Origin of the sequence: Paenibacillus humicola, assembly GCF_028826105.1 — a bacterium.
GTDB lineage: Bacteria > Bacillota > Bacilli > Paenibacillales > Paenibacillaceae > Paenibacillus_Z > Paenibacillus_Z humicola.
This window is the reverse complement of record NZ_JAQGPL010000001.1, coordinates 1530799-1552281: the sequence shown is the minus strand read 5'-3', so window position 1 is coordinate 1552281 and position 21483 is coordinate 1530799. Positions and strand designations below refer to the sequence as shown.

The following is a 21483-nucleotide window of genomic DNA, read 5'->3' as shown; positions in this document are numbered from 1 at the left end:
TTCTTCATTATATGCCGGGGGCGCGTCGCCCATCGTTTCCGGTTTAAAGCGCTCCCACAGACGATTATACCTTATTTTGCCCCGTCTATTAAATCCTGCTAGAATATAGCCGGCAAACGGCCGAAAGGTATGAAAAAGGCGGCGTCCGCGAACCCTTATGTACATTGAAGGAGGTGATTCAGATGACCGGACGAAACAATAAACCGGACAACGACGGGCCGGCGGCAAGCCCGGACCGGCTCGATCAATTCGGCGACAAGCAATCGCGCACGCCGGGCGAGAGGCCGAAGAAGCCGGACAGCCCGGGCGGCAAAAGCTGCTAGTCACGGCACGAGCGAGGAACGGGCTTCCGCCGCAGCGGAAGCCCGTAAATCGTCATCCAAAGGTGCCGCGGGCCTGCCGACCCGGTAATTCCCCATTAATCGCATCAGGAGGAGATCTGACCGCCGGTCGTTGCCTGCTGCTGCGTGATCGGACCGGCGGCTTCGCTCCGCCTGGAAAAATAAAGGAAGCGCTCCCTCTTGTTTTCTTCCTCCCAATGTTTTCTTCTCGATTCGAGTATCAAACGTCTCGTCAGCATGCCGAGCGGCCGTCCGTCCGGGTCGACCACATAATAGCGGTGGCGGTCTTCGCTCAGCATCAGGTGGCAGACGTCACCGATCGTTTGATCGGGGGATATGGCGGGCACAGGCGCGCTAAAATACAGCGGCAGCGGCGAATGCCGGGCGTCCTCCCGTTCCGCCAGCTGCTCGAGCCCGGCCTTCAACACTTCGCCAAGCAGCCTGCCTTCAGCGGACAGCAGCGGGTACCCTTTATAGCGATAATCGCCTGGCGAGCGGCGTATCTTTTCCAGCGCGTCCGCAACGGTCTCGCCTTCATGGAAAACCGTGAGCGGCATCAGCTCCAGCTGCGACACCTTCAGCTGCTCGAGCGGGTCGACGGCATAATCTCTGGCGATGTGGCGGCCGCGGCGGGCGATCTTCTCCGTCAGGATGGACCGCGGCAAAATTAACGCGGACAGTCCGGCAGCAACCGTGCACGCCAGCAGAACCGGCATGAGCACGGATAAGTCGTGGGTCAGCTCAAGCATGAAGACGACCGTCGTCAGCGGCGAGCGCGTCACGCCGGAGAATACCGCAGCCATGCCGATCATCGCCCAGACACCCGGATCCGGCGCATGGACGAGAGCGGCGAGCGCGGCTCCGGACGAACCACCGATGATCAGCAGCGGCGCCATAACGCCACCGGACGTTCCCGATCCGAGCGCGACAATCCAAATTACACTTTTGACCAGCAGAAAGCCAAGCAGAAGATGGACGGCAAAATGTCCCGCGACAAGCTGCCCGATCGAATCGTAGCCGACGCCGAGCGCGCGGGGCTGTATGAGGCCGCCGATTCCGATGACCACTCCTCCAAGCACGGGCCACCACATCCAATGCAGCGGCAGCTTCTCGAACCAATCTTCCGTTCCGTAGATCGCTTTTGTTAAGATATAGGCAAGTCCTGCGCCCAGCACCCCGAAGGCGAGCGCGACGGCAAGAATGCCCGCATGGCTGACGGGAGCTGCGGAGCTTGGAAAAACCGGATCCGAGCCCATCCAGAACTGCCGGAGAAAATCGGCGATGGCGCTGGCCATGGCGATGGGAATGACGCTGCGCGGACGCATTTCGAAGGCGAGCAGTTCGACGGCGAAGAAGACGGACGCAATCGGCGCATGGAACGTCGCGCTCATGCCGGCCGCCGCTCCGCTTAAGAGCAGCACCTTCCGCTCGGCCGCCGTCAAATGAAGAAATTGTCCGATGACCGAGCCGATCGAGCCTCCGGACATGATGATCGGCCCTTCCGAGCCGAACGGTCCACCGCTGCCGATCGAAATCGCCGCGGAAATCGGCTTCAAAATCGCAACCTTCGGCGATACGACGCTTTTTCCGATCAAAATCGCTTCCATCGCTTCCGGGATGCCGTGGCCGCGGATTTTGTCCGATCCGTACCGGGCCATCAGTCCGATGATCAGCCCGCCGATGGCGGGAACGATGACCGCTTCATAGCCGAGACCGTTCGGATACGGTGCCGTGAAGGAAAGGGAAAGCTTGTGGTAGTAGAACAGATTGGTGAAAAAGCCGATCATTTTTTGCAGAACGACCGCAATGCACGCTCCGCCCGCCCCGACCAGAACCGCGAGCGCAGCGATATAGATGCTGCGGGGGCCGATGCGAAAATCGGCCAGATTGCGCTGTGATGCAACTTGCACGTGATGTAAACCTCCTTCTCGTTTTCAAGGCTGCCCGATTAATAATATATCGCAATGAGATACAATTCAAGATAGGAGACAAGCCAAATGTCAAAAAAAAAGTTGGACAAAGCCGTTTATGAACGGCTTGCGGACTTCCGGTATCAGCTGAGGCAATTCATTCATTTCAGTGAGCAGGCCGCCCGCAGGAACGGGCTGACCCCGCAGGCCCACCAGCTGCTGCTGGCGATCGCGGGTTATCCCGGACGGGACTATGTCACGCCGACCGAATTGGCGGAACGGCTGCAGCTGACCCACCACGCGTGCGTCGGCTTGACCGGCCGCTGCGAGCAGCAGGGGCTGGTCGAGCGCGAACCGAATCCGGACGACGGCAGAAGCGTCTTCATCCGGGCGACGCCGAAAGGCAGAGAGCTGCTCGAGACGCTGTCCGAAATTCACCTGGAGGAGCTGGACCGCATCGGGCTTCTCACCAGCCGGAATGAACCGGGATAAGCGAACTATTTTCTGAAAACGAAAAAAGAAGCAGCCGCAAGGGCCGCTTCTTATCGTTTAAGCGCGATAAGGGGAACGATTTTGATCAGATGAATACGCCGCCGCTGCCGTCCCCGAAATTACCGCTTCTGTTCCCCGATGATTTCCTCGCAGTAGCCGTCCACGATCTTTTTCAGCGGCCCCAGGCACCATCGCGTAAATAAAATGGCGAGCACGAAAATGACGATGGCGGGAATTTGCGATAGGGTCAGCGCTCTGCCGACTTCATGCCCGGGAATCCGGTAGACCACGACGATGCGCAGAATCGCTTCGGCCATCAGGGCAATCCCCCAGCCCGCGGTCATCCATTTCTCGCCGCGCCGAAAACGCTCCGAGCGCTCCCAGGCGCGCTCATACGCGGCGGTCCGAATCGGGTCGCCCTTGGTCGCCATCGGTTTGGAAGCGTCGAAGGTGAACGGGCGTCCGGTAAAGCAGGTCACCCAGGCGTAAATGGCCGCGACCGCCACGTAGAAGGACGGCTTGATCAGGAAGACGCGCGGATCGTTGGTCCAGAACAGCAGGGCGATGGAAAACACGATTTCGATGACGACGAGCATTCCGACTCCATCCAGACGGCGTCTGCGGATCGTTTGAACCGTCGTGGACGCTCCCGCCGCCATGCCGCTGACGGTCAGCGCGACAACGTCGCCGATTCCGAGCTGATGCAAAATATAATAGCCGATCACGGGAACGATCAGGTCGAACAGGATAGGGAACAGCGCTTTGAACTTGCTCGGCGCGGCCATCTGGATTTTATTGGCGGCTGGATTCACGGCTCTCTTCTCCTTTTTCCGGCTGACGGAAAAAAATTTGATTGGCGTTATTCAGCGAGTGGCTGACAATGGGATTAGCGTACTCTCGCATTTTTTCTTCATACATGCGAATTGCGGGAATGAGCTCCATTTCGCCTTTCTCTGCGGCGTCCAGAACCTGCGACAGCAGCGCGGCATCCAGAAAAGCGGTGCTCGCGCCGGACCCTCCGGCCGGACTCATCGCATGGATGGCGTCTCCCAGCAGGGTGACACGGGAGGACGGCCAATCGGGAATCAGGTGCGAGGAGCGCATCGGCAGCGCGAACAAAGACGGGATGTCGGATTCGCCCAGCAGATGGACGATTTTCGGCGCCCAGCCGTGAACTAGGCCGAGCCCGATGGAATGAAGAGCGGAAGGCTCGCATGTCAGAACATCATCCGGAAAGCTTTCCGTCGGGGCGATAAGCCCCCACAGCAAATAATCTTCAACCGGGTCCACCGTGACGCCGGGGGCGAACCTGGCGGCCGCTTCCTGCTGCGGCATGCGGGACTGATAAAAGGCCAGGATCAGCGTTACGCGCTCCGGCCCGAGAACCGAATTGATGGCGTTATAGAGCGCTTCCGGCACCTGCTTCAGCATCCGCGGGCTGAGCGGAATTTTGCCGTAAATAGACGTCAATTGCATCAGCGGCGGTTCCGCTTCGGGAAAGAGCCGGCTGCGCACCGCGGAATGAATGCCGTCCGCCGCGACGAGCACGTCGCCTTCCTTGACGCTGCCGTCGGCGAAAACCGCCTTCACCCGGTTCCCGTCCTGCTCGAAGCCGGTAAGCCTGCAGCCGTAGTGAACGCGGTCTTCCAGCCCGGCAAGCAAGATTTGCCGCAGCGTGTAACGGTTGACGGCGCTGTGCGAACGCGACAGGTCTTCCCCGGGCTTCCCGAAATCGATGGAGCCGATCGGCGCGAGCATGCTGTCGAATTTGGCCACTTTCGCGTTATAGGCGATGGCGGACGTAGCCAAATAGAGCGAATAGAGCGATTCCGGCAGACATTCCTGCAGGCCGTAGCCGCCGAAGGGATTGATATTCAGCCGGTAGCCCTGCCTGCGGATGGCGGGAGAAGCGTCGCGCTCGTAAACCGAGCAGCCGATCCCCCGTTTCTTCAGTCCCTGCGCCAGAGAAAGCCCGCCCATGCCCCCGCCGATAATCATCACGTGCACTTGTCGTTCACTCTCCTTTTTTCTTCTGCCAGTGTCGTCCCGAAGGCGGCGGATTCTTTTTGCTGGCCTCCGCTTTGCTCATTTCAAATTTGAACAGCAGCCGGCTCAACGTGCGGACCTCCTCGGCGTCCCACCCTTCAAGAAAGGAAACGAACCGGTTCAGTCCGACTTCGCTTAAGCGCCTGATTTCATCCTCCCCTTCTCTGGTCAGAGTCACGAAGCAGGACCGCCGGTCGTTCGGATCGGCCTCCAAATGCACCCAGCCGGATTCCTCAAGTCCCCTCATCTGCCGGGTTACCGATGATTGGTGAACGTTCAGCTCCGCGGCGATCTCCGACGGCCTTACCGGCGCCCTCCGGGCGACGATTTGCAGCACGGCAAGCTTGCTGGCGTCGGGAATGCTGCGCCGCGCCTTTTCAATACCGCCTATTACGGTGAACAATGCGGCAACCAATTGCTTGACATCGTCGAGTTGTGGTTTCATACCTGCATTTTAAAATAGATGCTTGCGTAAAGCAAATAATTTTTTTCGTAGGCGCGCCCTTTTTTTCTTGTGCAAATCCTTTACTCGCCCGAATGCTGTTTATTCAGCAGGCAAAAATAGGCCATACACCAATTGACGACCGGGTGAGTATCCTGATTTCGAGCTCATTCGATTCGGAAGTTGCATTCATTGGAGGATACGGCAATGGGGTATGATGTTCAGGTTGAACCGGGCGTGAAGCTGTACGTGGAGGATTTGAATCCCGCCGGCCGCAAAACGATCGTGTTTCTGCACGGCTGGCCGCTGAGCCATAAGCAGTTCGAGTATCAATTCGACGTGCTGCCCGCGATGGGGTTCCGCTGCATCGGGATCGACTGGCGAGGGTTCGGAAAATCGGATAAACCGGCGGGCGGCTACCATTACGACCGGCTGGCGGACGATATCCGGGCCGTAGTCGGCACGCTGCAGCTCCACGATTTTATATTGGCCGGCCATTCGACGGGCGGATCCATCGCCATCCGGTATATGGCCCGGCATAACGGGTACGGGGTGTCCAAACTGATCCTGATCGACGCCGCGGCACCAACGGGCTTCACGCCGGAAACGGCCGATCAGCTTCTGGATTTGGCGTTAAACGACCGGCCGAAGATGATGCGGCAGGTGACCGAAACGTTTTTCTTTCAGTACATTACGGAGCCCTTCTCGGATTGGTTTTTTCAAATGGGGCTGCAGGCGGCCGGCTGGTCGACGGCGGCTATTATCCGCACGCTCCGGGACGAGAGGCTGGATGCCGATCTGCCGAAAATCGCCGCTCCGACCTTGATCGTTCACGGCGTCCGGGACCGGGTGATTCCGTTCGCGCAAGCGCTGGAGCTTCACCGGCGCATCCGGAATTCGCAGCTTGCTCCGTTTCAATACAGCGGCCACGGCCCTTTCTGGGAGGAGCGCGTCAAGTTTAACCGGCTGGTGATGCAATTTGCGGGAACTTAAAGGAAGATCCCCTGCCGCCGCGGCAAGTAGAGTTCGAGGTTTATAATTTTAAAAAAAGTCCCGGGCGTACGCGAACACCCGGGATTCTTGATGTTTTCCTGCTGCCCGCAGCTTCTTTTAGCCCTTGACCCCCGTCATCGCGATTCCTTGAATGAAATGGCGCTGCGCGTTCAGAAACACGATCAGCGACGGAAGCACGACGATCGAGACGGCGGCCATCATCAGGTTCCACTGGGACGAATACGCCCCCTGGAACAGCGTAAGGCCGAGCATCAGCGTATATTTCGTTTCGGACGACAGGTACAGCATCGGGGCCAAATAATCGTTCCAATTGTTCAGGAAGGTGAACAGGCCGACCACGATGAGCGCCTGCGAGCTGAGCGGCATAATGACACGGGCGTATACCGTAAGATGTTACGGGGCGGCAGCGCGTGCCGTGTTCGTCGCGACTCTGCTGCGGCAGGAGCTGTGAGTCGCGATTCCGCTGCTGTCGGGAGATGTGATCTTCGCGGAGCGGCAGCGCGTGCCGTGTTCGTGGAGGGACGGCAGCGCGTTTGTATCCTCATGCGTGCCTCGCCGGCCGCATACGGAAAAGCTCCCTTACCGCTTTGTCGGCGGCAAGGGAGCCGGATCAATCAGCCGGTCGGCGGATACCGCATCAGCCGCCGTTCTCGTCGTTAACGTCTTGGCCGGCCCGCATCGCCTTGACCGCATCCCGTACGGCGGCGTAAAACGCCTGCCAATGCGGCGCCGCTTCGTTCGGTCCGGCCGGCTCCGGTCCGGGCGCGAGGCTCGGACTCGTCTCACGAACCGGGCCGGAGCCGGCCGCCGGAGCTGAGGCAACCGTTTCCCGCTTTGGCCCGCTCTCGGGCGCCGGAGCCGAGGCACCCGCTTCCCGCTTCGGCCCGCTCCCGGCCGGCGGAGCTCCGCCGGCCCCTGAAGCCGCGGATTCCGTTCGGTTCCCGTTTTCGTTCTCCATTTCAACAAGCGCCTCCTTTCCGTAACGGTTCGCCGCCCTCATCAGCCTTTCAGCCGCTGCTTTCGCAGCGTAAACAGATCGCGCAGCTCCTCGGTCGAGAGCTCGGTAATCCAGCTCTCCGATTGGCCGACCACCTGCTCGCTCATGAGCTGCTTGCGCGAGATCATGTCGTCGATCCGCTCCTCGAGCGTGCCGAGCGTCACGAATTTGTGCACCTGCACGTTGCGCACCTGGCCGATGCGGAAGGCGCGGTCGGTCGCCTGGTTTTCCACGGCCGGGTTCCACCAGCGGTCGAAATGAACGACGTGGTTCGCGGCCGTCAGGTTCAGCCCGATGCCGCCCGCCTTCAGCGACAGCACGAAGGCGCAGCCCGGCTGCGACTCGTCCTGGAATTTCTCGATCATTGCGTCGCGCGCCGCCTTCGGCACGCCGCCGTACAAGTACGGCACGGGCAGGCCGCACTTGTCCTCCAGCAGCCGGGCGAGGGCCGCGCCCATCTCCACATACTGCGTGAAAATGAGGCAGCGTTCGCCTTCGGCCGCGATTTCCTCGATCATTTCCAGGAGCCGCTGCAGCTTGTTCGAGCGTTCCGGCTCCCAGGCGCCAGGCCCCGCCGCTTCCTTCAGCAGCAGGCTCGGATGGTCGCATACCTGCTTCAGCCGGGTAAGCGACGAGAGAATGAGTCCCCGGCGCTGCATCGGGCCGAGCGACTCGAGCTGGCCGAGCAGGTCGGATACGATATTCTCGTACAGCGTCCCCTGCTCCACCGTCAGCGACAGGTAGGTCTGCATCTCGTTCTTTTCCGGAAGCGACAGCTGGATCTTCGGATCCTTCTTGACGCGGCGCAGCATGAACGGCTTCACCCAGCGCTGGAGCTCGGCGATCAGCGCTTCGTCGCGCTCCCGTTCGATCGGCTGCACGACGGCGCGGCGGAATTCGCCCAGCGTGCCCAAATAGCCGGGGTTCAGAAAATCGTAAATCGACCACAGCTCCGTCAGCCTGTTTTCCATCGGCGTGCCGGTAAGCGCGATCCGGTGACGGGCGCTTAAGCGGCGAATCGCGCCGGACTGCTTCGTGTAGTAGTTCTTGATGTTCTGCGCTTCGTCGAGGCAGACGACATCCCAGCCGACCCGGCCGAGCTCCTCTTCGTCGAGCGGCGCGAGAGCGTAGGAGGTGATGACCAGATCGGCCTGCGACGCCGCTTCGGCGAACGCTTCATCCTTTGCCCGTCGCGGCCCGTAATGCACATGCACACGCAGCGACGGGGCAAAACGCTCGAGCTCCTTCTCCCAGTTGCCGATGACCGAGGTCGGGCAGATGAGCAGCGACGGCCCGAGCCCCCCGCTTTCCATCACATGCTGCAGATAGGCGGTGAACTGGATCGTTTTCCCAAGCCCCATGTCGTCGGCCAGGCATCCGCCGAGCCCGAAACGCCGCAGAAATGCGAGCCACGACACGCCCTGCAGCTGATACGGCCGCAGCTCACCCTGAAATGCCTCCGGCTTCGCGACCATCGGGAGCTCGCTCGTCTCGTTCAGCTTCGCCAGCCAGGCCGCGAGGTGCCCATTCAGCTCAACCTCCGCTTCGAGCGCCTCCCGGTCCTCGCTCTCCGGCTCCAGCTCGGCGCTTCCGCGCAAATGCATCTCCAGCACGTCGCGCATCGTAAATCCGCGCTTTCCGCCATTTCGGCCGAGCCAGCTGCGAATGCGCTCGACATCGTCCGGGTCCAGATGCACCCATTCGCCGCCGATGCGCATCAGCCGGCGGTTTTCCATCGCCAGTTTCATAAATTCCGCTTCCGACATATCGACGTTGCCGATCGCAAGCTTCCAGTCGAAATCGACGATCTGCTGCAGGCCGAACGTCGGCTGCTCCGAGGAGCCGACGGACGATTTCACTTTCGCGCGCAGCCGCAGCCGGCGGCTGCGCGCCGCCTCCCACCAGCCGGGGAGCAGCACCGAGCAGCCGTCCGTCAGCAGCTTCATGCCCGCTTCCTCGAGAAACCGGTACGCTTCGACGTCGCTCAGCTCCGTCTTGATTCCGGCCGCCGACCCGCCCGCATGCCCGGCCTGCCAATCGGGGAGCGCGGCAAGCCATTTCGCTTCTTCCTTGCGCATCCGCTCCGGAAACCGCTCCCGCCAGGACGCCGGCGCATCGCCGGGCAGCCGCCAGCGCAGCGGAACGGCAAGCCGCAGGAGCTTCCCGGGATTGGCGGAATCGCCGGTCCCCGCATCGCCGGGGCGTTCTGCGGCGGGCGGCAGGTCCGCTTCTCCGTCGCCGGCGTCCCCCGCGGTCGTCGTTCCATGGAGGAAGCCGGCTTCCTCCGCTTGCGCCACCGCCGCCGCAAACGGCAGATCATCTTCTCCCAGCGGCTCCAGCGTGCGCCAGCCGCCGTCTCCCGCCCGGTCCTGAATGGCCGGCCGCAGCCGCCAGCCGCCCGTCTCGTCGGGCTCGAGCAGGCGGATCGCCAGCCGAAACGGCAGATCGTCCTTTTTGAAGCCGATCGAGACAAGCCAGTCTTCTTCGTCCGCCGCTTTGCGATAGAGCGCGCCCTCGCCGGCCGCGGCGGCGCCTGCCCGCCAAGCGGCGGCGACCGTCCGCTCTTCCCCGATCAGCGACTCGACGATATGGCCAAGCCATCTCCGGGCGCCGCGTTCCTCGAGCTCGAGCAGCAGTGATTCGAGCCGAGCCGCCTCAGACGCCGCTTTCGGCTCGCTCTCCGGGATGTCCAGCTTCCATGCCCGCCGCTCCTCCGACCACCCCGCCCAGTCGGGCACAAACCAGCCCGCGAGCAGCGCTTCGCGCAGCAGGCGGGCATAAGCCATCAGCGCCTGCGCCCGCGGAGTCCACTCGACGCGCAGCAGCCGGACCGCCTCCGGCGCCGCCAAATAATCCATCGCCAGCGCCGGAGAGAGAAGCAGCTCGCCGGGCTTCGTCCGGTCGTCCGTCCGCTCCTCGATATCGGTGCCGTACCAGGACGCCTCGTGCCAGGCGAAGAGCAGGTGGCGCAGGCGGGCTGAAAGTCCGAAAGTCTGTTCCGCCGCAAGCGCGATGCCTTCGCCGTCCTTCCAATATGCGTCGATTACAACCGTTTCCGCGCCCGTATAGCCTCTCATCGGATGATTTTTCCCCTCCAGAGCTCTTCCTGCAGCGCCCGCAGCCGCTGATGCTTGCGTACGATGCCGTCGACGTAGCGCGTCCAGCGCCCGGTTTGCTTCAAAGCCTTATAAAGCTTCTCCAGCTTCTTCATCAGCTTAACCGCATGCCGGTACCCCTGCCGGTTGCGCGCCCGGATTGCCGTATCGATCGCCTGATGATACAGCGGCAGAAGCGCATGCGGCGCCTGTTTCGTCACCTCGCGCGAAAGCTGGGCGTCAATCTCATCCGGCTCGATGCCGAGCAGCAGCTGCAGATCGGCCCATTCCCCGAACTGTCCCTTCTGCACCCAGTGGTCGGTCAGCACCGAATACGAATACGGCAGAAAGGAGACGAGATACCGCTGCCAAACCGGGTTTTCCGGCTGGCGCTCGTCGGCAAAGCGGCACATGTTCAGAAACGGGCCGAACGCCCGCGATTTCCGCTCGATCCGCAGCCCCTCGTACAGGTAGCCCATCCAGTCCGCAAGCGCCGTCCAGCCGCCCTCCTCCAGCCGCTGCAGCGCGCAGTCGCAGGCGAGCAGCGCCGTTTTGTTGAAGTCCGTTTCCCGCAGCAGGACGATCGCCTTCTCGTCCCGGCCCTCGATAAATGCAACGAACGCAAGCGCCATCGGGTAAAAAAACGACTGCCGGCCGGCCGCTTTCGCTTCGTTCAGCCGCCGCTCAAGCCGCTCCTTCTCCGGCCCGCTCCATGCCGGGTCGACGGTCAGCTTCGCCCACAGCGAGAAATAAAGCGCCTCCCAGCGGTGAAGCTGATGCTCCCGGTCCATGTCCCGGTCATGAAAAAACTGGTTCAGGCTTCTTACCGCTTCCCGGGCCGTTTCGGACAATTCGGACGGCCGAAGCTCCGCCGCCATTTCGTGAAAAGCGTCGAGCCACGGCTCCGTCATCCGCGCGAACGCCATTTCGTAATAGTACCGGCTGTACGTATCCGTCATCGAATAAGCGCGCTCCGCCTGTTCGGCTACGAACAAGGTGGCCAGCATCCAGTGCATCCGGCGCAGCTCCGGGTCCCATGTCTTGGACGAGCCCTTCAGCGAGGTGAGCACCGACTGCAGCGGATGGAGCGAATGGCGGCACTGCCGCCAGGTTTCGCCGTACAGCCCCTCCATCTCCTCCGCCCAGTCCGCCGGAGGAATCGGCGTTTCCGGCACGGGAAGCCTGCCGGCGGCAGGCGTGCCGCCGTCTTCCGCGGGAATCAGCCCTCCCCCGTAAAGCAGCCGGTTATATACTTCGTCCGGGCTTTCGCCCGCATAAGCGCAATAGGCGAAATAGACGGCGGCCATATGCTTGCAGAAGCCGTTAAACGGGCACGTGCAGGCGCTGAAGCCGAAATCGTCGCCGTCGAGCGTGACGGCATAGATATCGGCGCCGCGTACGGCGCCGTAAATCGACGCCCCGTCCATGACCTGGACGGAAAGCACTTTCTCGCGGCGGTAATAGTCCCATCCCCGTTCCAGCATGCTGATCGGCATAACCTCCGCCAGCTTCGTTTCCATCGAACGCAGCCGCTGCTCGTCAAGAAGAAAATAAGCGCTCATCCGCCGCACCTCCGTTCTGTACCGCATTCCATCTATTATACCAGACAACGGTGCATGGCAGAAGTCGATGCGCCGGCGCAGGCCGACGAAAAACGCAAACCCCCGCATCGAACGTTTGATCGTCCGCTGCGGGGGTTTACGCTTCCTTGCCTCACTGCCGTCCAGGGGATTCGGCGTTTTCCGGCTCCGCCGCGCAGGCGGTTTTCCCGGCCCCGCCGCATAAAGCGGATTCCAGCAATTGGCCGTTTTCCTCCGGGCGACGCAAGCTCCGGAATTACTCTGATTTCAGCATACCGGCGTAAATGCCGGGAACCGATCCCTCGATCACGATTGCGCCCGCCGTCTTGGCGTAGAAATCCGCAGGACCCGCGCCTCCGATAATGGCGTAGCCGTAACCCGCTTCGCGCATCCCCTTCAGCGTTTCCAGCAGCAGCCGCTTGCCGATGCCGAGTCCGCGAGCGTGCTCGGCGACGCCCGTCGGACCGAAGAAGCCCCGGCAGGTCGCGTCGTAGCAGGCGAAGCCGAGCAGCTCTCCGCCGCGAACAGCAACATAGCATGTCGCCGGCAGACCGGCAAATGCAACCTCGCATTCGCTTCGCCACCCTTTGCCGAAGTGCCTCTCCACCCATTCGGCTACGGCCAGCTTCTCCGGGCCGATCGCCCGGCGCACGACGATTCCGGTCCCCGGCTTATCCTTCGCGGGAGATTCGGCTTCGGGCAATTCATACAGTTTTACCAGCATATCCGGCATTTTGGCTGCCTCCTCTTAATGAAATTAGATGTTCCTTCCGCACGCAGCTCTGAGCGCTCAACACCCGTCAGTCCGGAATCCGGATGACGAACGTCACCGTATCCGGCTCATCGAACTCCATGCGCACCGTCCCTTTATAATGATCCACGATCGATTTGACGATGGAAAGCCCAAGGCCGGAGTGCGCGCCGTTCTTCGTGCTGTAGCCCGTATCGAACAGTGGCTTTCCTTCGAGCTTCTTCAAATCGCGGCAGACGTTGCTGACCCTGAATTCCTGATAACCCGGCCGCTGCCGGCCTTCCACGCTGATCCGCCGCTCCTCTTCGGGCAGCGCGGCAACCTCGTCGAACGCATTGTCGATCAGATTGCCGAGCAGCCGGGTCAAATCGAGCGATTTGACGCCGAGACTGAGCCGGCCGAGATCGCTGAAGCCGGTTGAGAGACGAATTTTCAGCTGCTCCGCCTGGGATATTTTCGACCGAATGAGGGCCGCGATCGCCGGATTGCCGATGTTGATCATTTCGTTCGTTTGCCGGATATCGCCGGTCAGCTCCGCCGTATACTGCTGCAGCTCCTGGATTTTGCCAAGACCGGCCAGCGAATGAATCGTCTGCACATGGTTCAGAAAATCGTGACGCTGCGCCCGGATCGATTGAAACATTTGGTTGATTTCCTCGACGTACGTTTCCTGCGCCCTGCGCGCGAGCTTGTCCCTCGATTTCCGGAAAGACACCGCTGCAGCAAAAACGATGAGCAGGCTGAGCGCCGTCACGGCCGCCATAATGACGGCAATATTGACAAACTGGCGGTCGAGCGTGTCCTGAATCGTCTGATAATCGGCGACGAGCGTCAGCACATAACGATCGATCGGCACGCCGTTCTCGTCGATCAGGCTGGCGCTTTTCTCGATCTGCACCGGGATATAAAGCTTGATGACATGCTTGCCGTTAATCGTCGTATTCAGCCAAACGTTCCGGTTTGTTTCGATTGCCCGTTTGACGTCAGCCGCGTCGGCCGGATGCGCAAACGCGTTGGAGCCGCTGATGATCGGCTTCTGCGCTTTATGTACGATTTTTTGGCCTTTCGAATTCACCGTCACGGGCCCGCCGTTCGGAAACGTTTTCGGATTGATCACGCCGATTTCCAGCAGCGAGGAATTGCTTTCGAGCGAGCGCTGAATGAGCCGGCTTACGCCGGTCTCCTCGTCGTACGAGCGCTGCCTGTCCTTATAGCCGACATAAGGATCGATCATGTAATCCGTTGTCCCGTCGTAATAATAGCCCCATTTGTTGACGGCGCTCGGATCGGAAGCCGCGAACTCGAACGGGCCGCTCCAGAAATAGGGCAGCGACTGGCCCCAGCCGATGGTGACATTCTTATGATCGAACAGCTGGGTGAACGCTTCGAACCACGGCTTCCACCCGTTCGTTCGCAGTCCGACTTCATTCGGATCCGACGATTTGTCCAGCACGATGCTGTCCTTCGTCCGCTTGAGCAGCGTGATATCCTTCAAATCCAGCTTGTTTTTCAGCTCCTCCAGCTGTCCGGGCGTGATGCTCTCGAGATCCGGAGGCAGCGCGTACTCGGCGGCGACGGAAGCGGACCTCAGCTCGCGGCCGATCTGCTCCTCGTATTTCTCAGCGCCGGTCCGGGACAGCTCGATCGACACCTCGATCTGGTTCGCTACCGACCGCAGCTCGTGCCGCAGCCGCTCTTCCAGCGAGCGTTTCGTGGTGAAATAATAAACGGTGTTGTTTGCAGCAAGCAAAATCGCGGCCAAAACGATCGACAGCATCCAGATATTACGATGCATACGGCATACTCCCCGATCCTCGTCTTCTAGGTACGTCCCATTATGAATCATTTCCCGGGCCCGGACAATATGCGTTTTTTCAACTCCGAATGACCTGTCGGCCGAAAGCCGGACAAAAAACGACAGAAAACGCCGCGAAACAAAAGGAGCAAGCCGCCCGGAAAACCGGCGCGGCCTGTTGGTCCGGCCGCCGTACCCAAGCCGGCCGTTTATCTTCGTTTCAGCCAGGCAAGCAGCGCCCATTTGCGCTCCTGGCGTTTCTTGTAGCGCGGCAGCAGCCGGTATACCTCCAGGCATTCGGCAAGGGACCGCTTCGCCTGGTCGTCGCGCCCGAGCTGTTCGTACAGCCGGGCCAGCCGGTAATACGCCTCGCAGGACGAAGACTGGATCGCGCGGAATTCCTCCAAATGGCCGATCGCCCGCTCCGGATCCGTTTTGGCATGAAGCGCGGCAAGGCGCAAATACGGCTCGCCGTATTTGACCCGGGGATTGATCGACAGCGCGTTGCGGATCGCCGCCTCGGCGCCCTCCGGCTCGGAAAGGTGCGCCAGCGCCGTTCCGAGATCGTCCCAAAACTCGGCCGAATGCTCGAGCGAATCCTGCAGCGGCATCAGAATGTCCCGCGCTTCCTTGAAATGCTTGCGTTCGATGAGCAGCCGCGCAAGCTCGTGCTTGGACGGGATGTCGTTCGGATTCATATGAATCTGCTGGCGAAGCCGACGAATCGCGCCCATACGGCGGAGCGGCTTCACAACGCTCGGCGTAATGCCGATAAACCGGCGGTCCAGCGCATAGATCAGCACAAGCATCACGATCAGCGCGAGAAACGGGTTGCCGAGCAGCCACCACAAAAAGCCGAAAATCAATAATTTACTCATCATGCCTCCCGCATCTAAAGAAACGATTGACATTATTGTACACGATTGTGCGGCGCCGTAACAATCAGGCTCGTCACCTGCATCCCGGCTCGGCAGCAAAAAGCCCGGTTCCCAGAGACCGGCGAACCAGGCCTACCTTCCCCGTCAAGCGACGTGTTTAGAGCGGCATCGGCCGCCCGCGAAAATCGATGAAGAGCGCGTTGTCCTCCGCCTGCCGCTTGCCTTCGAGCAGGTCGACGATGCCCCGCGCCGATTCGGCCGCGTCGCCCGGCGCCTGGTCGCCGCCCATATCCGTCTTGATCCAGCCCGGATGCACCGCGTAGACCCGGATGCCGTGCGGCTCCAGCTCCCGGCGCAGCTGGGCGGAAAACATGTTGAGCGCCGATTTGGTGAGCGCATACGGATAATCGCCGCCGTATGCGTTCGCGAAGCTCCCGGCCTCGGAGCTGACGTTGACGACCGTCTGATTTGCGCCGCGCAGCAGGAGCGGCAGAAACGCCCGCATGACGAGCATCGGCCCAAACAGATTCGTGCGAAACGACGCTTCGAGATCCTCCAGCTGCAGCGTATGCAGCCCCCGGCTGCGGCCGGCCAAAATCGCCGCGCTGTTGACGACGGCATCAAGCCGGTCCGCCGCCGCTCCCGCTTCGGATGCCGCCCTGCCGATCGACTGCTCGTCCGCTACGTCGAGCCCGATCACAGTCAGCCGCCCGTCAAACCGCGCTTTCAGTTCGTCCAGCTTTGCCGCGCCGGTTGCGGGATTTCGCACACCGGCCAATACCCGGTGTCCCCGGGACAGCGCTTCGGCCGTCATATGGAAGCCAAGCCCCCGATTCGCGCCTGTAATCAGAATGTTCATCCCTGTAACCCCTCCCCGTCTTCCGCAGTCCCGATGAAAACGCTGCCGGAACTCTCTTCCTATGATCGCCGATCTACCAGCCGTTGGCAAGCCGGAATAAACGGCTTCAGGCTATCCTTCGCCGGAAAGCAGGCTTCTTCTCCCATCCGATGGAGACAGACAGGCCATACGTTAGCGCAGCTTCCCATCAAAAAAGCCCGAACCCCGCCGGGCAGCAGAGTTCGGGCCGTTCCGGCCGAATTGATTACAGCTGCGACATGTTCCAGTCGCTTAAAAATTACTCGATGCCGATATCGGTCAGCGGATGCTTCCCGAGCGACGACAGCAGCGAACCCGGCATCGTGGCGACATGAGCCCCGGCAAATGCGGCTTGCTCGACATGCACGATGCGGCGGGACGCGCTCCTATTACCCGGCTGCGGAATCGGCGATCCCGTTCCCGCCGGCTCCGCCGAAGAACAGCTGCAGCTCGCGCGCGGCGCTTTCCGCCGAATCGGAGCCGTGAATGATGTTGGATTCCACCTCGCAGGCGAAATCGCCGCGTATCGTGCCGGGAGCCGCTTCCGCCGGGTTCGTCTTGCCGATCAGGGTGCGTGCGATCGAGACGGCCGCGGGTCCTTCCCACATCATCGCCACGACGGGCCCCCGGGTAATAAAATCGACAAGCTCCCCGAAAAACGGTTTGTCCCGATGCTCGCCGTAATGAGTCTCGGCCATCGGCTGGCTGATCGTCATCAGCTCGGCCCGCCGGAGCTTCAATCCCTTCAGCTCGAAACGGGCGATGATCGCGCCGACCAGACCGCGCTCCACGCCGTCCGGTTTGACCATAACAAACGTCTTTTCCACCATACATTACCCCTTTTTCCGTCAATCCGGCTCAGCCGATTTGACTTTTAATGGATGCCAGCAGCGGTTTGTTCGGCAGATAGTGCAGGGAACGGATAAAACGGATCGTCCGGGTTTCCGCGCGCATGACGATCGAATGCGTCTCGGCCCGCTGTCCCTCGAGCAGCCGGACGCCGCCGAAAAATTCGCCCGGCGTAATGCCCGTCGCCGCGAAAATGACGTCGCCCGAGCCGACCATGTCGTTCATGCGCAGCAGCTTGCGGGGATCGGCGAGTCCCATCTCGATGCATCGGCGCTCCTGCTCGTCGTTCTCCGGCATGAGCCGGCCCTGGATCTCGCCGCCGAGACATTTCAGCGCGGCCGCCGCAAGCACGCCCTCCGGCGCCCCGCCCGAGCCGACGTACAGATCGATGCCCGCCTCGGGAAAGGCCGGCGCCATCGCGCCCGCCACGTCGCCGTCCGACAGCAGCTTGATGCGGATGCCCGCCTCGCGCAGCTCGCGGATCTCCGCCTCGTGGCGCGCGCGGTCCAGGATCATGACCGTCAGGTCGGATAACGGCTTGTTCAACGCAAGCGCAGCCTTCTCCACGGTCGTGCGGAGCGGATCCTGCAGGCTCAGCTTGCCGGCGAGCGCAGGTCCGACGGCCAGCTTCTCCATGTACATATCGGGCGCGTGAAGCAGCTGTCCCTTCGGCGCGACGGCGATGACGGCCATGGCGTTGTTCAGCCCCTTCGCCACCAGCTCGGTCCCTTCGAGCGGATCGACCGCGACGTCGACCTCGGGTCCCTGCAAACTACCGACCTGCTCCCCGATATAGAGCATCGGAGCCTCGTCCATTTCGCCTTCGCCAATGACGACGGTGCCGCGGATCGATACGGAATCGAGCATGCCGCGCATGGCGTTCGTCGCCGCTTCGTCCGCGTGATGCTTGTCCCCCCGCCCCATCCAGGGAGCGGCCGCCAGAGCGGCCAATTCGGTCACCCTGACAATTTCCAGCGCTAATTCTCGTTCCATGTCCCTTCACCTCTTAAGCAGTCATTGTTTTTCCTGCAGCCACTGCACAATCATGCCCGACGTTTCTTCGATCGCCTTCTCGGTCACGTCGATCACCGGACAGCCAAGCGACCTCATGACCGATTCCGCGAACCGGAGCTCGCCCTCGATCCGCTCAAGCGAGGCGTAGTTCGCCGAGAACGGCAGCCCCATCGCCTTCAGCCGCTCCATGCGGATGGCGGCCAGCTTCCCGGGATCCATCGTCAGCCCGACGACAAGCCCGTTTACCGCGGCCAGCTCGGCCGGCACTTTCACCTCCGGCACGAGCGGAACGTTCGCCGCCCGGACCCCTTTATGCGCCAAATAAATGCTGAGCGGCGTCTTGGACGTACGGGATACGCCGATCAGCACGACATCGGCGAGCGTCAGCCCGCGCGTGTCTTTGCCGTCGTCGTATTTGACCGCGAATTCGACCGCGTCGATGCGGCGGAAGTAGTCGTCATCCAGCGTATGCAGGAGACCCGGCTGGCGTTTGGGGGAATCGTTGAACGTGTCGATAAACGCCTGCATCATCGGGCCGAGCACGTCGATCGCCCGCACGCCCCGGCGGAGCGCCTCCTCCTTCATCGTCTCCCGCAGCTCCGGCTGAACGAGCGTGTACGCGATAAATCCGCCGCTCCGCACGGCTTCCTCGACGATCTGCGCGATTTCCTCGTCGCTGCGGATATGCCCGATCCGTTTCAGCTTCACCTGCTCGAACGCAAACTGCCGCATGGCCGCCTTGGCGACCGCCTCGGCCGTTTCCCCCACCGCATCCGAACAGATATAAATGATTTGTGCCTGCTTCTCCAGCTTCTCCAGCTTCATTGGACGTCCGTTTCCTCCCGAGGCGTTTGTGTAAAGCCGCTTCACGCTGCTGCGATGCTTTGTCCGATTTCCCGTCCCGCTCTATTCCGTCAGCCAGCGCAAAATATTCGTTTTGCTGATCCAGCCGGTCACCTCGCAGCGGCCGGGGGGGCTGTCCGCGCAGGGCACGACGACCGGGAGCCCGTCCAGCTCGTGCGCAAGCATTTTGCCGACCGCTTCGAGCAGCGGCTGGTCCGGCGCGACGCGGGCGATCGCAGGCAGCCGGTGCATCGCCATGCTGACCGGGATAGCCGCGGAATTCGCGCCGCCGAGCGTGATTTTGAGCAGATCCTTCGGGGTGACGACGCCGACGAAATGCCGGTTCTCGTCCACGACGGCCAGCGCCTCCGCATTGCCCGTAAACAGCGTGACGACCGCATCGTGCACCGAAGCGGATTCCGATACGTTTACCGGCAACCCCTGCACGTCCTTGACACGCGCTTCGTTCCATTTGCGCATCGCCGAATCCGGCGGAGAGCCGTCGCCGCCGGGGAAATAGCCGACCTTGGGCTTTGCTTCGAGCATCCCCAGCATGACGAGCAGCGACAAATCCGCGCGCAGCGTCGGCTTGCTGACGCCCATCATTTCCGCCAGCTGATCGCCGGTAATCGGGGCGTGCCGGTTAACCAGCCGGACGATTTCGTTTTGCCGCACGGACAGTCTAATGCCAATCACTTCCTTATGTATGTCTCTTCATGGAATGGAATCTCAGCCAATAAGACGTCTTATTTATTTAATAATGTATCATATTTCGTCATTATCCGGGTATAAAAAAATGTTTCATTCCCGATTAAAATGTTCAATCACCCGTCGAGACAGGCCGCCTCCCCCGGCTTTCGGCCGTTTTCCGGCGTTCATTCCCAGGGGAAATCGACCGTCAGGACATGCGCGAATTTGGCGCTTTCCGCCCTTCGCTGCTTGCGGCGCTCGGCCCGCGCGACCGCCGTCTCGTGGAGATGCTTCTCCTCCTCGGTCTCCGGCACGACTTTGGGCACCCGGACCGGCTTGTTGTCGTCGTCCAGCGCGACAAACGTCAGAAACGAGGTCGCCGCGATTTTTCGCTCGCTCGTCTTGAGATCCTCCGTGATGACCTTGACGAACACCTCCATCGAGCTCGTGCCGGTCCAGGTGACGAACGATTCCAGGCACACCGAGTCGGTCGGCCGGATCGGGTGCAGGAAATCGACGGAATCCGTCGAGGCGGTTACCACGGAGTTCCGGCAGTGCTTCCACGCCGCAATCGAGGCGATATCGTCGATGTACGACATCAGCTTGCCCCCGAACAGCGTATTGTGGTTATTCACATCGGGCGGGAAAATGCGGGACGTCTTGTAGCAGCGCGATTCCTTGGCGTATCGTTGTTCCACTAGGGTTCACCATTCCTTCGTCGTTTTATCGATCCGGGGCTACAGAAAGTCCCGGTTCACGCTTTCGTTGCGGATCATCTGCTCCAGCTTTTCCACGAGCCTGGCGCGCGCCGCGTCTTTCCGGCCGAATCGGAAAAGCCTCATCCAACCTTCCCGTTTCAGTATTTTCAACAAATACCGTTTTTCCTCGAGCGTAAACATCTCGCCCCCCCACCCTTCGCCAGCGTCCGGTTCGGGCATCCGGACGGAAATTACACTTTCACTATACGCCCGCTCCCGGAGCCCGTAAAGCGTAAAGACCTGCGTTTCACTTCACCTTCCTGAAGCTGGGTGAATGGCCGAGTCCCGCGCCTGCCGTCCGCAATAAACTGGGGATGAAAGGCCTATCAAATGACGGGGGAGTGATTCTGTGAACATTGATCTTGGCTGCGGAACGGAGAAGACGCCGGGATTTTTCGGCATCGACCGCCGCAATTTGCCGGGCGTGGATTTGATTTTCGATATGAACTACCCGATTCCGCTGCCCGATGATTCGGTCGAATTTGTCATGGCAAGCCGCTCTCTTCCTTACGTGCGCGACCTATTCGCGGTCATGGCGGATATTTACCGCATGTGCACCCACAAGGCGGTCGTCTGCATCCTTGCGCCGTTCGCCCACAGCTTCGCGCATATGTCGAATCCGTTTTTCCGGCAAAAATTCGACCTGTATACGCCGAGGTATTTCACCCCGAATTTTTTTCAGCCTCCGAGCGGAGCCCGCTGTCCCGAGCTGCCCGGTTACGACGATCACGAGCCGCCCTTCGATTTTCGTCTGCTGCGCATGGAATTGTTCTATTATCCGCCTTACGAGCCGCCGCTCTATAATCGCGAGGAGCTGGAAATGCTTCCCGGTCTGGAAATGAACGTCGTCCACGAAATCATGTATCATTTTGTCGCGGTTAAACACGGCATAACGAACGAGGAGCTTGTCCGAATGAGCAGCCAATCGTATATCGAACCCGCCTGCGCGGCAAATTACCGGACTTCCCCTCCGGACAGCTCCCGGCAGCTTTAGTACGGGTGCGGATGTTTTTAGCCTGCGGACATACAAGTTTATTCGACCCGTTTCATACAATCGAATGATTGGAAAAAAACGGAGTCTGAACGTATCCCCTGCCACTACGCTTAAGGG

At 61.0% G+C, this 21483-nt stretch carries 22 protein-coding genes and 1 pseudogene; 4 read left to right on the top strand and 19 right to left on the bottom strand.

Features of this window, described 5'->3' with window-relative positions; translation table 11 throughout:
- Nucleotides 1-182: 182 nt before the first annotated feature.
- Complete coding sequence (locus PD282_RS07245) at nucleotides 183-323, top strand: hypothetical protein (protein ID WP_274649677.1); 141 nt, start codon at nucleotides 183-185, stop codon at nucleotides 321-323.
- 104 nt (nucleotides 324-427) lie between these two features.
- Here PD282_RS07245 and PD282_RS07240 read toward each other — a convergent pair whose 3' ends face one another.
- Nucleotides 428-2251: a chloride channel protein gene (locus PD282_RS07240; RefSeq protein ID WP_274649676.1), complete on the bottom strand. Its 1824-nt coding sequence runs from the start codon at nucleotides 2249-2251 to the stop codon at nucleotides 428-430.
- Nucleotides 2252-2338: 87 nt separating this feature from the next.
- Between PD282_RS07240 and PD282_RS07235 the strand changes: the two genes are divergently transcribed.
- A complete protein-coding gene (locus tag PD282_RS07235; RefSeq protein WP_274649675.1) occupies nucleotides 2339-2743 on the top strand; it encodes a MarR family winged helix-turn-helix transcriptional regulator in 405 nt (134 codons plus the stop codon).
- Nucleotides 2744-2862: 119 nt separating this feature from the next.
- Here PD282_RS07235 and PD282_RS07230 read toward each other — a convergent pair whose 3' ends face one another.
- Genes PD282_RS07230 through PD282_RS07220 form a run of 3 tightly spaced genes read right to left on the bottom strand, consistent with a single transcriptional unit; the run spans nucleotide 2863 to nucleotide 5234 of the window.
- Nucleotides 2863-3555: a VC0807 family protein gene (locus tag PD282_RS07230; RefSeq protein WP_274649674.1), complete on the bottom strand. Its 693-nt coding sequence runs from the start codon at nucleotides 3553-3555 to the stop codon at nucleotides 2863-2865.
- Complete coding sequence (locus PD282_RS07225; protein WP_274655080.1) at nucleotides 3536-4741, bottom strand: FAD-dependent oxidoreductase; 1206 nt, start codon at nucleotides 4739-4741, stop codon at nucleotides 3536-3538. The genes PD282_RS07230 and PD282_RS07225 overlap by 20 nt, the downstream gene beginning before the upstream one ends.
- A gap of 16 nt (nucleotides 4742-4757) precedes the next feature.
- Nucleotides 4758-5234: a MarR family winged helix-turn-helix transcriptional regulator gene (locus tag PD282_RS07220; protein WP_274649673.1), complete on the bottom strand. Its 477-nt coding sequence runs from the start codon at nucleotides 5232-5234 to the stop codon at nucleotides 4758-4760.
- A 204-nt stretch (nucleotides 5235-5438) separates the two neighbouring features.
- Here PD282_RS07220 and PD282_RS07215 point away from each other — a divergent pair, with 204 nt between their 5' ends.
- The gene (locus PD282_RS07215) at nucleotides 5439-6224 is read left to right on the top strand and encodes an alpha/beta fold hydrolase (RefSeq protein WP_274649672.1); all 786 of its coding nucleotides are present in this window, start codon (nucleotides 5439-5441) and stop codon (nucleotides 6222-6224) included.
- Between the two features lie 117 nt (nucleotides 6225-6341).
- Here PD282_RS07215 and PD282_RS07210 read toward each other — a convergent pair whose 3' ends face one another.
- The 15 genes and pseudogenes from PD282_RS07210 to PD282_RS07140 form a co-directional block, all read right to left on the bottom strand.
- Entirely contained in the window at nucleotides 6342-6611 is a 270-nt protein-coding gene (locus PD282_RS07210) for an ABC transporter permease family protein (protein WP_274649671.1), read from the bottom strand.
- A 271-nt stretch (nucleotides 6612-6882) separates the two neighbouring features.
- Nucleotides 6883-7203: a hypothetical protein gene (locus PD282_RS07205; protein WP_274649670.1), complete on the bottom strand. Its 321-nt coding sequence runs from the start codon at nucleotides 7201-7203 to the stop codon at nucleotides 6883-6885.
- A gap of 41 nt (nucleotides 7204-7244) precedes the next feature.
- On the bottom strand, nucleotides 7245-10319 hold the full coding sequence (locus tag PD282_RS07200; protein WP_274649669.1) for a DEAD/DEAH box helicase: 3075 nt from the start codon (nucleotides 10317-10319) through the stop codon (nucleotides 7245-7247).
- Nucleotides 10316-11899, bottom strand: a complete 1584-nt coding sequence (locus PD282_RS07195; RefSeq protein ID WP_274649668.1) for an SWIM zinc finger family protein — start codon at nucleotides 11897-11899, stop codon at nucleotides 10316-10318. Before PD282_RS07195 ends, PD282_RS07200 begins: the two co-directional genes overlap by 4 nt.
- 274 nt (nucleotides 11900-12173) lie before the next feature.
- Entirely contained in the window at nucleotides 12174-12650 is a 477-nt protein-coding gene (locus PD282_RS07190; RefSeq protein ID WP_274649667.1) for a GNAT family N-acetyltransferase, read from the bottom strand.
- A gap of 67 nt (nucleotides 12651-12717) precedes the next feature.
- Nucleotides 12718-14463 (bottom strand): sensor histidine kinase, encoded by a 1746-nt coding sequence (locus PD282_RS07185; protein WP_274649666.1) that lies wholly within the window; start codon nucleotides 14461-14463, stop codon nucleotides 12718-12720.
- Between the two features lie 209 nt (nucleotides 14464-14672).
- On the bottom strand, nucleotides 14673-15341 hold the full coding sequence (locus tag PD282_RS07180; RefSeq protein WP_274649665.1) for a tetratricopeptide repeat protein: 669 nt from the start codon (nucleotides 15339-15341) through the stop codon (nucleotides 14673-14675).
- Nucleotides 15342-15498: 157 nt separating this feature from the next.
- Nucleotides 15499-16200, bottom strand: a complete 702-nt coding sequence (locus PD282_RS07175) for an SDR family oxidoreductase (RefSeq protein WP_274649664.1) — start codon at nucleotides 16198-16200, stop codon at nucleotides 15499-15501.
- Nucleotides 16201-16477: 277 nt separating this feature from the next.
- A pseudogene (locus tag PD282_RS07170) lies at nucleotides 16478-16594 on the bottom strand (fructose-6-phosphate aldolase); the annotation flags it as partial.
- Between the two features lie 13 nt (nucleotides 16595-16607).
- The gene (gene ndk, locus PD282_RS07165) at nucleotides 16608-17048 is read right to left on the bottom strand and encodes a nucleoside-diphosphate kinase (protein ID WP_274649663.1); all 441 of its coding nucleotides are present in this window, start codon (nucleotides 17046-17048) and stop codon (nucleotides 16608-16610) included.
- A 28-nt stretch (nucleotides 17049-17076) separates the two neighbouring features.
- Entirely contained in the window at nucleotides 17077-18060 is a 984-nt protein-coding gene (glpX, locus tag PD282_RS07160; protein WP_274649662.1) for a class II fructose-bisphosphatase, read from the bottom strand.
- Between the two features lie 21 nt (nucleotides 18061-18081).
- A complete protein-coding gene (locus PD282_RS07155; RefSeq protein WP_274649661.1) occupies nucleotides 18082-18906 on the bottom strand; it encodes a pyruvate, water dikinase regulatory protein in 825 nt (274 codons plus the stop codon).
- A gap of 81 nt (nucleotides 18907-18987) precedes the next feature.
- Nucleotides 18988-19620 (bottom strand): CBS domain-containing protein, encoded by a 633-nt coding sequence (locus PD282_RS07150; protein ID WP_274649660.1) that lies wholly within the window; start codon nucleotides 19618-19620, stop codon nucleotides 18988-18990.
- A 179-nt stretch (nucleotides 19621-19799) separates the two neighbouring features.
- Nucleotides 19800-20312, bottom strand: a complete 513-nt coding sequence (locus PD282_RS07145; protein WP_274649659.1) for an acyl-CoA thioesterase — start codon at nucleotides 20310-20312, stop codon at nucleotides 19800-19802.
- Nucleotides 20313-20351: 39 nt separating this feature from the next.
- The gene (locus PD282_RS07140) at nucleotides 20352-20513 is read right to left on the bottom strand and encodes a hypothetical protein (protein WP_274649657.1); all 162 of its coding nucleotides are present in this window, start codon (nucleotides 20511-20513) and stop codon (nucleotides 20352-20354) included.
- A gap of 208 nt (nucleotides 20514-20721) precedes the next feature.
- Here PD282_RS07140 and PD282_RS07135 point away from each other — a divergent pair, with 208 nt between their 5' ends.
- Nucleotides 20722-21366, top strand: coding sequence for a class I SAM-dependent methyltransferase (locus tag PD282_RS07135; protein WP_274649656.1), 645 nt, complete (start codon nucleotides 20722-20724; stop codon nucleotides 21364-21366).
- Nucleotides 21367-21483 lie beyond the last annotated feature (117 nt).

What these genes read in the sequence shown, in the direction of transcription:
- PD282_RS07245 (WP_274649677.1), top strand. Translation starts at nt 183, where the DNA reads ATGACCGGACGAAACAATAAACCGGACAACGACGGGCCGGCGGCAAGC.
- PD282_RS07235 (WP_274649675.1), top strand. Translation starts at nt 2,339, where the DNA reads ATGTCAAAAAAAAAGTTGGACAAAGCCGTTTATGAACGGCTTGCGGAC.
- PD282_RS07225 (WP_274655080.1), bottom strand. Translation starts at nt 4,741, where the DNA reads ATGATTATCGGCGGGGGCATGGGCGGGCTTTCTCTGGCGCAGGGACTG.
- PD282_RS07220 (WP_274649673.1), bottom strand. Translation starts at nt 5,234, where the DNA reads ATGAAACCACAACTCGACGATGTCAAGCAATTGGTTGCCGCATTGTTC.
- PD282_RS07215 (WP_274649672.1), top strand. Translation starts at nt 5,439, where the DNA reads ATGGGGTATGATGTTCAGGTTGAACCGGGCGTGAAGCTGTACGTGGAG.
- PD282_RS07210 (WP_274649671.1), bottom strand. Translation starts at nt 6,611, where the DNA reads ATGCCGCTCAGCTCGCAGGCGCTCATCGTGGTCGGCCTGTTCACCTTC.
- PD282_RS07205 (WP_274649670.1), bottom strand. Translation starts at nt 7,203, where the DNA reads ATGGAGAACGAAAACGGGAACCGAACGGAATCCGCGGCTTCAGGGGCC.
- PD282_RS07200 (WP_274649669.1), bottom strand. Translation starts at nt 10,319, where the DNA reads ATGAGAGGCTATACGGGCGCGGAAACGGTTGTAATCGACGCATATTGG.
- PD282_RS07195 (WP_274649668.1), bottom strand. Translation starts at nt 11,899, where the DNA reads ATGAGCGCTTATTTTCTTCTTGACGAGCAGCGGCTGCGTTCGATGGAA.
- PD282_RS07190 (WP_274649667.1), bottom strand. Translation starts at nt 12,650, where the DNA reads ATGCCGGATATGCTGGTAAAACTGTATGAATTGCCCGAAGCCGAATCT.
- PD282_RS07185 (WP_274649666.1), bottom strand. Translation starts at nt 14,463, where the DNA reads ATGCATCGTAATATCTGGATGCTGTCGATCGTTTTGGCCGCGATTTTG.
- PD282_RS07180 (WP_274649665.1), bottom strand. Translation starts at nt 15,341, where the DNA reads ATGAGTAAATTATTGATTTTCGGCTTTTTGTGGTGGCTGCTCGGCAAC.
- PD282_RS07175 (WP_274649664.1), bottom strand. Translation starts at nt 16,200, where the DNA reads ATGAACATTCTGATTACAGGCGCGAATCGGGGGCTTGGCTTCCATATG.
- ndk (WP_274649663.1), bottom strand. Translation starts at nt 17,048, where the DNA reads ATGGTGGAAAAGACGTTTGTTATGGTCAAACCGGACGGCGTGGAGCGC.
- glpX (WP_274649662.1), bottom strand. Translation starts at nt 18,060, where the DNA reads ATGGAACGAGAATTAGCGCTGGAAATTGTCAGGGTGACCGAATTGGCC.
- PD282_RS07155 (WP_274649661.1), bottom strand. Translation starts at nt 18,906, where the DNA reads ATGAAGCTGGAGAAGCTGGAGAAGCAGGCACAAATCATTTATATCTGT.
- PD282_RS07140 (WP_274649657.1), bottom strand. Translation starts at nt 20,513, where the DNA reads ATGTTTACGCTCGAGGAAAAACGGTATTTGTTGAAAATACTGAAACGG.